The following is a 9,527-nucleotide window of genomic DNA, read 5'->3' as shown; positions in this document are numbered from 1 at the left end:
CAATACTCGAACACCCGTTCGAGTCAAGGGTTTCTCGAGTCAATCCACCGAGCGTCCCGGAATCACCACACCGCATTGATAGGCGAGAACCACCAGTTGCGCGCGGTCGCGGACATCCAGTTTTGTCATCGCCCGGTTCACGTGCGTTTTTGCCGTGACCGCGCTGATCACCAATTCCGCAGCGATTTCGTCGTTGGACATCCCGAGGGCAACGAGGGTTACCGCTTCGAGTTCGCGTGGGGTCAACTGACCGAAAATCCCAGAAGTCGAGTCGGCCCGCGACGGAGTAGAAAGGAACCGAGAAATCAACGCGTTGGTCGCAATCGGCGACAGCAAAGAGTTCCCACCTGCGACCGTCCGAACAGCATCGAGTAGATCCTCGGCTCGGATTCCTTTGCCGATGAAGCCGCTGGCTCCCGCCCGGATCGCCTGTGCCACATGCTCATCCACTTCGAAGGTGGTAAGAATCAACACGTGCACGTCGGTCAAATCCGGATGATCGGCAATCATGGCGGTCGCTTCGACTCCGCTGGTGCCTGGCATTCGAATGTCCATCAATACAACGTCGGGTCGATGCTCGAGCGCCGCCTGGAATGCCTGCTCTCCGTCTGCCGCCTCGGCGACCACCTCCATGTCCTCTTCCGAACCGATCAGCAGCGCAAGCGTTTGACGGAAGAGCGCCTGATCGTCTGCCACTACCACCCGAATACTCACGACTCCTCACGCTCCGAACCCCTGGACACCGAGACAAGCGGTAGTTGGGCGTCCACACGAAATCCCCCGTCGGCGCGGAATCCTGCTGAGACCTCGCCTCCCATCGCCTGTGCCCTCTCCTTCATTCCCAGCAGTCCGTACCCGGGTGGTGACGTCGAAGGCACTGCCGTTCCGGCGTTTTCGACCGACAGCATCAGAACCTCGGCTTCGTATGACAACGACACGGTGACGGCTCCTGGCAGCGCATGCTTGCTCGCATTCACGAGTGCCTCCTGGATAATTCGGTACGCTGTGAGATCTACTGCGGGCCCGAGTGGGCGCAGCGAACCCACAGCGCGCACATCGATTTCCATTCCTGCACTGACGAATTGATCCACCAGTGCCGGTAGATCCGAAAGCCCCGGAGCCGGCTTCATCGAGCGATCACCGTCCTGAGCATCACGGAGAACTCCGACCGTGGCCCGAATTTCATCGAGTGCCGCCTTGGACGTTTCCTCCACTCCGCGTAGTGCAGTCGTCGCCTTCTCCGGGTCTTTCCCGATCAAGTGCGACGCGACCCCGACTTGCAGGTTGACCAAGGCAATGTGGTGCGCGACAACGTCGTGCAGGTCTCGCGCAATCCGCATCCTTTCTTCGACGACGCGGTGTCGGGCCTCGTCCTCGCGCATTCTTTCCGCTTGCACCGCGCGCGCCTCGACGGACTCCAGATAGGCTCGGCGAGAACGGACCTCGGCGCCGGCAAAACTTGCCATCAGCAACCAAGCCAACAACCCCAGTGCCTCCTGCAGGAGATTGTTCCCCACTCCCAGGAAGATCGTGACGAGCATCAGCGAGCTGACTGTGCTCGCCGCTGCGAAGAAGGCCCTCCGGCGGTCACTCGTGCTGGCAACGTAGTAGAGGCACACCATCGCTGCGGAACCTGTGCCGGCATTCGGCGGCGCTGACAGTGCAATCATCAATACGCCGAGGAGTACTGCCACCGCCAGTGCCGAGAACGGATAGCGCCTTCGGAACACGATGGTTGCCGCTGCGATCGCTGTTACAAGCACTCCCACAACCGTGACCTCGCGGGTGTCATTGCCGTCGAGCGCGATGCGGTGCGCCGTCCACGTGGCAAGGAGCACGAGGATGGTCAGTGCCAGGTCGATGGTGCGCGGGTGTTCCGCACACCATCGACCCCACGTCGAAGTCGAGGTCATCGATCTACCGTATCCGGATCACACCGACAACTTGTCGTTCGCGGGCTCAGTGGAATCCTTCGAATCTGCGAGCAGCGCAGTCAACTGCTCCCCCTCGACATCGACGTTCGGGACCAACCGGTCCAGCCATGAGGGGAACCACCATGCCTTCGAGCCCAACAGGGACATGACGGCCGGTACGACGGTCATACGAATCACGAAGGCGTCGAACAGAACCGCGAACGAGAGTCCGAGTCCAATCTGCATGATGAAGGCGTCGCCGCCGAAGATGAAGCCCGCGAAAACGGCGATCATGATCAGCGCCGCGGCCGTGACGACTCGCGCGCCCTGGTCGAAGCCCTTCACGACTGCTTCATCCGGTCCGTCACCGTGGACGAACGCTTCACGCATTCTGGTCACCAGGAACACCTGGTAGTCCATCGCCAACCCGAAGACGATGCCGATCATGAAGATGGGCAACATCGCCACAACTGATCCGGTTTGACCTTCGATTCCGAGAATGCCTGCGAACCAACCCCACTGGAAGATCGCGACCAGCACACCGAACGTCGCACCGATCGAGAGCAGAAATCCGAGAGTTGCCTTGAGCGGTACCAAGATCGAGCGGAACACCAGCATCAAAAGAATGAAGGCGAGGCCGACGACCAATGCGAGGTAGGGAACGAGGGCATCAGCCAGGCGGTCCGAGACGTCGATCGTCAACGCTGTCTGACCGGTGACCGACATCGTGGCCCCGGTCTCGTCGGTCAGTGATCCGGCGACCTCACGTATATCTGCGACGAGCGCCTTTGTTGCCTCGGTTTCGGGGCCGCTCGAGGGAACCACCGTGATGACTGCTGTATCGCCGGCCTGATTGAGTGCTGGCGGCGTCACTGCCGCTACGTCGGGCAGAGCACCGAGCTTTTCCTGGGCGCCGCTCAATGCCGCTGCCGGATCTGCGGCGTCGGCAACGTCGACGACCACCATGAGCGGGCCGCTGAACCCGGCACCGAACCCCTCGGATAGTCGGTCGGTAGCCCTGGCGGCAGTTGTGTCGGGCACTGGTGGGCTCGCCAAACTCAGGTTGATTCCGAAGGTGGGGATCGCCAGCAATCCCAGCCCGAGGACTAACGCGAGCAAAACCGGAACTCGACGCCGGATCACGAACTTGGCCCATCGCGAGCCCGCCCCCTCCGACTGTTTCCGGTGTGTCAGTTCACCGCCGGACGCCAGCAGTCGACGATCAGACCGACTCATGACGCGCGACCCTGCAAATCCGAGTGTGGCGGGCAGCAGCGTCAGTGAAATCACCACTGCAACAGCAACTGCGAATGCTGCAGCCAGACCCATGCTCGTCAGGAACGGGATGTTCACGACGAACAGTCCTGCCAATGCGATGAGCACCGTCAACCCCGCGAACACTACGGCCGAACCCGCAGTCCCCGCTGCGCGGCCCGCAGCAATTTCTGGATCATGTCCGTCACGTAGTTCGGAGCGGTAGCGCGAGACGATGAAGAGCGAATAGTCGATCGCCACGGCGAGCCCCAGCATCATTGCCAGGACGGTTGTGCTCGAACCTAATTCGATGAAACCAGTTGCGATTGTGATCGTGCAGATCGCGATGCCGATGCCGATCAACGCGCTGATCAAGGGAAGCCCCGCCGCAACCAAGGAACCGAAGGTGACGGTCAGCACCACCGCGGCGATCGCGACTCCGATCACCTCTTCCATCGATTCGGCGCTGCTTTCCATCAGCACGTTGCCGGCAACATCGACTGCCAGCCCTGAATCCGCGGCGTCGTGGACGGCGGACTCGAGCAGTTCTTTCGAACTGTCCGGTAAGTCCATCGAGTCGGCGGTATAGGAGACCTGCATGTATCCGATCGTCCCAGTCGGCGACACTCCGCCGGAGGCATACGGATCCGATACCGCTGCAATCTCAGGATCCTTCCCGAGCGCAGAGACCAAGTCACTGACGGATTGTCGAATCGCCGGATCGGTGAGCGTCGTGCCCGCCGGAGATTCGAAGACGATGCGAGCACTGGCTCCGTCGGTGGACGATTGCGGAAATCTTTCAGCCAGAAGATCTTGCGCCGCTTGTGATTCGGTGCCCGGAATCGACAACGTATTGACGGTCGGACCGGACAGCGTTGCTGCGCCTACTCCGCCCGCCACCAGCAGGACGACCCAGAAGCCCACCATTGCCCAACGGCGCCGAAACGCGAGTCGCGAGAGTTTGTACAGGAATATCGACATGCGTGTCACTGTGCCGATACACGACCCCGTCGCACATCGTGCACAGGTAGGCAGTTCGACGTACTGCGCTCGCAGTAGGGCGGTGGTCCCCAGTGCTAGACGGGCAGGCCCAACTCCCTTGACCACGGCGGATCCGCCCCGGGACGTGACACGGTGACGGCTGCCGCGCGTGCGGCAAAGGTCAACGCGGCCGACCAATCTGCCTCGGTGAACGCACGCACAACAGCGACGTCGAGTGCGTCGTGACGATCAAGGTAGGCCAACAGGGCTCCGTGAACGGTATCGCCCGCACCGATCGTGTCCGCGACGTCGACCGCGGGCGCCGGCACCGAAACATCGAGTTCCTCGGTGATCAACCGCAACCCGTCACCACCACGGGTGAGCAGGACGGCGCCGACGCCTTCGTGGAGCCACTCGGCGCCGTCGACCGAACCCAACCACTTCGCGTCGTCGTCGCTCACTTTGAGAATATCGATGGCGGGCAACCACGAACGAAACCGTCGTCGATACGCGTCCGGGTCGGAGATCACCGCCGGACGAATGTTGGGGTCGACCATGGTGAGTCGACCGCGGGCGTGTGCTTCGTGCAGCAAAGCTTCGTAGGCAGAGGCCCCGGGCTCGAGCACCAGCGACAGCGTTCCGAACGAGAATGCCCGGGCAGAGGGAAGTTTCGGCAGCGCGAACTGTCGATCCGCCGTTCCCTCGAGGTAGAAGGAATACCGCGCACCTCCGTCCGCTGCAAGGTTCACGACGGCCAGAGTTGTCGGCTCGGGCCCACGTTCGACCCCAGTTGTGTCGACATTGGACGCGGCCAGCGAGTCGATCATCCGATCTCCGAAAGCGTCTGTGGACAAGCGAGAGACGAATCCCACGTCGGATCCGAGTCGACCCAGTGCAATCGCAACGTTGAACGGTCCACCGCCCAACTTGGGTGAGAAGTTCTCCCCCACCGGAACCAGATCAACCAGTCCCTCACCACACACCACGACGGATCGTTCGCGTGTATCACTCATCGGTAGACCCTAACCTTCTCACCAGTCGAAGATGGATGTGATGGGATTCAGCTACCCACACGCTCGCCCGTAGCCGGGTCGAAGAGGTGAACGAGGCCGTCCACCCGCTCGAAGCCCAGCGTCTGGCCGTACTGCAGCTTCGATCGCCCGCCGGTGCGTGCAACGAGCGAGATCGGGTCGGCTTCGGTACCAGGCACGTGTGCGTAGATGTACGACTCGTTGCCCAGTTCCTCTACCAGGTCGATCTGAGCTGCGATTCCGTCTCCGGCAGCGACCACCTGGAATTGCTCGGGCCGAATTCCTACTGTGACCGAAGCCAGACCGGCCGCGGCGATTGCCGCCATCTGCTCGCGGTCCAGCGGAACCTCGACGTCGCCGAAACGCACCCCACCCGAACTGACCGGCGCCGTTACCAAGTTCATACCTGGAGATCCGATGAAGCCTGCAACAAACGCATTGGCCGGCCGATCGTAAAGTTCGGTCGGAGAAGCGAATTGTTGCAACTTGCCGCCCTTGAGCACTGCCACGCGATCACCCATCGTCATCGCTTCCACCTGATCGTGCGTGACGTAGACGGTGGTGGTTCCGAGACGACGCTGCAACGCCGCGATCTGCGTGCGGGTCTGGACGCGTAGCTTTGCGTCGAGGTTGGAGAGCGGCTCGTCCATGCAGAACACTTGCGGTTCACGAACGATAGCTCGGCCCATGGCAACTCGCTGCCGTTGACCACCGGAAAGCTTGGCCGGCTTGCGGTCGAGATAGTCAGTCAGGTCAAGCAGTTTGGCCGCTTCGGCCACTTTCTTCTTACGCTCCTCAACGGGCACACCGCGCATCTTCAACGCGAACCCCATATTTTCCCCGACGGTTTTGTTGGGGTACAGCGCGTAATTCTGGAAGACCATTGCGATGTCGCGATCCTTCGACGGGACATCGGTCATGTCCTTGCCGTTGATGGTGATCGCACCGGAATCGATGTCCTCGAGCCCTGCCAACATGCGCAGGGCCGTGGACTTTCCGGAACCTGACGGACCGACGAGCACGATGAACTCCCCGTCCTTGATGTCGAGATCGAGTGAATCTACAGCGAGGGTCCCAGCACCTTCGTAGATGCAAGACGCTTTCTGGTAAGAGATTTCAGCCATGACGAACTCCTGAGAGGGTGAGGAGAATTATTTGATTGCACCGAAGGACAGGCCGCGTACCAGTTTGTTCTGGGCGAACCAACCGGCCAGGATGACGGGCAATGCCGCCATGGTCGCTGCCGCGGAGAGCCGAGCCCAGTACAGTCCCTCGCCGGTGATGAACCCGACCAGGAAGACCGGAATCGTCTGCGCTTGAACAGCTGTCAGGTTGACTGCGAAGAAGAATTCGTTCCACGAGAAGATCACGCAGATCAGCGCAGTCGCAGCAATTCCGGGCGAGATCAGCGGGAGGATCACCTCGCGAACCGAGGTCCACAAACTCGCGCCGTCCATGCTGGCAGCTTCGAGAAGTTCGCCGGGGACTTCGAGAAAGAACGAACGCATCATCCACACTGCGATCGGCAGATTCATCGATGTGTACAAGATGACCAGCGCCCAGATATTGTCGAGCAATCCGATGTCGTTGACGATCACGTACAGCGGCACGATTGCAGCGACGACTGGGAGCATCTTGGTACTGATGAAGAAGAACAGCACATCCTGAGTCTTCTTCACCGGGCGAAGCGAGAGCGCAAAAGCCGCCGGAACACCCAGTAGCAGAACAAGAATCGTCGACATTCCTGTGGCAAATGCCGAGTTCGCCAGCGTCGTGCCGAGACCGGAATCGAGAACGGCACGAAACTGCTCGAGCGTCGGGGTGAAGAACAACTTCGGCGGATCCGTGTAGGCGTCTGCCTCGGTCTTGAATGCGGTCAGGACCATCCAGAAGACCGGGAAGAAGAATCCCAGAGCGGCGATCCACGCCACGACCGACCACGGACTGAACTTACTGCTCTTCTTTTTCTTGACGACGGGTTTGTCGGTCGTCACGCTTGTCGTCTCTACGGCAGTCATCACGCCGCCTCCTCGCTGCCGGTGAAGCTCTTGAAGATCAATCGGAGCGCAAGTGTCGACACGATGATGGTCGCGATCACTGTCACGACACCCATCGCCGCAGCTTGACCTACGTCGAAGCCGAGGAACGCGCGCTGGTAGATGTAGAACGGCAGGTTCGAACTGGCCACGCCTGGCCCGCCCGACGTCATCATGTACACCGCGTCAAAGGTGTTCACGAGGTAGATCGCACCCAGAACTGCACCGAGTTCGATGAAACGGCGCAGGTGCGGCAGTGTCAGTTCGCGGAACATCGCAAACGGCTTGGCTCCGTCCACCCGTGCGGCTTCGAGGATGTCTCGGGGCATGGACTGCAAGCCGGCCAGAATGAGCAGCATCATGAAAGGCGTCCACTGCCAGATCAGATTGATCATGACGGCGGCGAGCGGAAACTTGCTGACCCAGTCGACCTGGCCGACACCGAAAGGCTGGAGGACGAAGTTCACGATACCGAACACCGGGTCGAACATTGTTGTCTTCCAGAGCAATGCGCCAGCGACGGGGGTGATGAGAAACGGCGTGATCAGCAGTGTCCGCACGATCCCGCGACCGAGGAAGGCTCTGTCGAGTAGCAGTGCCAACGCGAGTCCGAGGATCACCGAAACGATGACCGTCCCCACGATCATGATGACCGTGTTGACCGCGACTTCCCGAAACTGACTGTCCTTGAAAACCTCGATGTAGTTGTCGAACCCGTTGAAGTGCCGCGATCCCGGCCGGACAAGGTTCCACGACTGCGTCGAGTAGTAGAGGGTGAACAGAAACGGAATCTGGGTGACGACGATCGAAAAGATCAACGCCGGCAACAGGGGACCTCTACGACGCCAACCCTCGGCGCGGGAGATCTTCTTTTCGACACGGACCGGTGGCGCGTCGTCCACCGTAGTTCTGGGCTCGGCAACCGTAGTCATCGGTTCTCCTGATAGGTCTTGCCGACCACCTCGGCATACTGCTGGGATTGTTCGAGTGCTTCTTTCACGCTCTTCTGACCCGCGATGGCCGCACTGATCTGCTGGCTGACGCGAGTGCCCAGGTCCTGAAACTCAGGGATGGTTAGGAACTGGACGCCGGTGTACGGAACCGGTTGCACTGTAGGGTTTTTCGGATCTGCATTGTTGATCGATTCGAGGGTGATCGGACCGAATGCCTGTGCGGCCTCTTGATATTCCGGAATCTCGTAGGTCGATAGGCGACTTCCCGGAGGAACTCTCGACCAGCCGAGTTCGGTTCCGACCTTCTGGATGTAGTCCTTGTTCGTCATCCAGGAAATGAACTTCCAGGCATCATCTTTGTTCTTTGCCGACTCCGGGATTCCGAGCGCCCACGTGTAGAGCCAACCAGGATCGGACTTCTCGACCTTCGGGGCCTTCGCATATCCGATGTTGCCGACTACCTTCGACGACGCAGGGTCCTCGAGAACCGACACAGCCGACGTCGCGTCGTACCACATCGCCGTGTTGCCTTGCGCGAATTGTGTTGCACATTCACCGAATCCGCTTGTGGCAGGACCCGGCTGACCGTGCTCCTTGACCGTGTCCACGTAGAACTGAACCGCATCCTCGACCTGCGGACTGGTCAGCTGCGCATTCCAATTCTCGTCGTACCAGCGTCCACCGAAGGTGTTGATCACTGTGTTCAGCGGTGCGAGTACCTCACCCCAGCCAGGCTTTCCGCGCAAGCAGATTCCCGCCATCTTGGCATCCGGGTTGTCGAACTGCGCTGCCCAACCTGCGACTTCTTGCCACGTCGGGTCTTCGGGAACTGTTATCCCCGCCTGATCGAACAGATCCTTGCGGTACATCAGGAACGACGACTCCCCGTAGAACGGAACCGCGTACATACTGTCCTCGTATGACAGAGAAGTCTTGATCGACGGTACGAAGTCGTCCTCGTCAAAACCGGGCGTCTTGTCTGCATACTCGGACAGGTTCGTGAGCCAACCGTTGGCGGCCCACTGAGGTGTCTCGTAGTTGCTGATCATCACGACGTCGAACTCACCGCCGCCGGTTGCCGTCGAGGCCGTGATCTTGGCGCGCGCCTGGTTCTCGGAAAGGCTGACGAATTTGAGGTCGATGCCAGGGTTCTCGGCTTCGAAAGCCGGCGCCAGTTTGATGGCGTCCTGCATCTGCGAGTTCGACACCATCGCGATGGTGACTGTTCGTTCGCCGGAACCACCGAGCGCACCAGCGCCCGCACATCCCGACACCAGGAGGCAGAGCGCCGCCGCGGCAGCGCCCCACACTCGTCTTCCTGTTTTCACGGATTACCTTCCTTCACACTTGCGTGTCAGT

At 60.4% G+C, this 9,527-nt stretch carries 8 protein-coding genes; all 8 read right to left on the bottom strand.

What is annotated here, in order from left to right:
* Positions 1–39 precede the first annotated feature (39 nt).
* Positions 40–714: a response regulator transcription factor gene (locus ACN50D_RS28770; protein WP_211921202.1), complete on the bottom strand. Its 675-nt coding sequence runs from the start codon at positions 712–714 to the stop codon at positions 40–42.
* Positions 711–1,913: a sensor histidine kinase gene (locus ACN50D_RS28765; RefSeq protein ID WP_211921204.1), complete on the bottom strand. Its 1,203-nt coding sequence runs from the start codon at positions 1,911–1,913 to the stop codon at positions 711–713. Before ACN50D_RS28765 ends, ACN50D_RS28770 begins: the two co-directional genes overlap by 4 nt.
* Before the next feature lie 18 nt (positions 1,914–1,931).
* Positions 1,932–4,148, bottom strand: a complete 2,217-nt coding sequence (locus ACN50D_RS28760; protein ID WP_211921206.1) for an MMPL family transporter — start codon at positions 4,146–4,148, stop codon at positions 1,932–1,934.
* A 95-nt stretch (positions 4,149–4,243) separates the two neighbouring features.
* Positions 4,244–5,161: a carbohydrate kinase family protein gene (locus ACN50D_RS28755; RefSeq protein WP_007731141.1), complete on the bottom strand. Its 918-nt coding sequence runs from the start codon at positions 5,159–5,161 to the stop codon at positions 4,244–4,246.
* Between the two features lie 47 nt (positions 5,162–5,208).
* Entirely contained in the window at positions 5,209–6,303 is a 1,095-nt protein-coding gene (locus ACN50D_RS28750) for an ABC transporter ATP-binding protein (RefSeq protein ID WP_047270808.1), read from the bottom strand.
* Between the two features lie 27 nt (positions 6,304–6,330).
* The gene (locus ACN50D_RS28745; protein ID WP_007731137.1) at positions 6,331–7,197 is read right to left on the bottom strand and encodes a carbohydrate ABC transporter permease; all 867 of its coding nucleotides are present in this window, start codon (positions 7,195–7,197) and stop codon (positions 6,331–6,333) included.
* A complete protein-coding gene (locus tag ACN50D_RS28740) occupies positions 7,197–8,147 on the bottom strand; it encodes a carbohydrate ABC transporter permease (RefSeq protein WP_007731135.1) in 951 nt (316 codons plus the stop codon). The genes ACN50D_RS28745 and ACN50D_RS28740 overlap by 1 nt, the downstream gene beginning before the upstream one ends.
* Positions 8,144–9,496, bottom strand: coding sequence for an ABC transporter substrate-binding protein (locus tag ACN50D_RS28735; RefSeq protein WP_054187646.1), 1,353 nt, complete (start codon positions 9,494–9,496; stop codon positions 8,144–8,146). Before ACN50D_RS28735 ends, ACN50D_RS28740 begins: the two co-directional genes overlap by 4 nt.
* Positions 9,497–9,527: the final 31 nt, after the last annotated feature.

The organism is Rhodococcus sp. SB1D (genome assembly GCF_048573875.1).
Classification (GTDB): domain Bacteria; phylum Actinomycetota; class Actinomycetes; order Mycobacteriales; family Mycobacteriaceae; genus Rhodococcus_F; species Rhodococcus_F qingshengii.
Note: the sequence above shows the minus strand (reverse complement) of the source record. Positions and strands in the feature narration are given on the sequence as shown.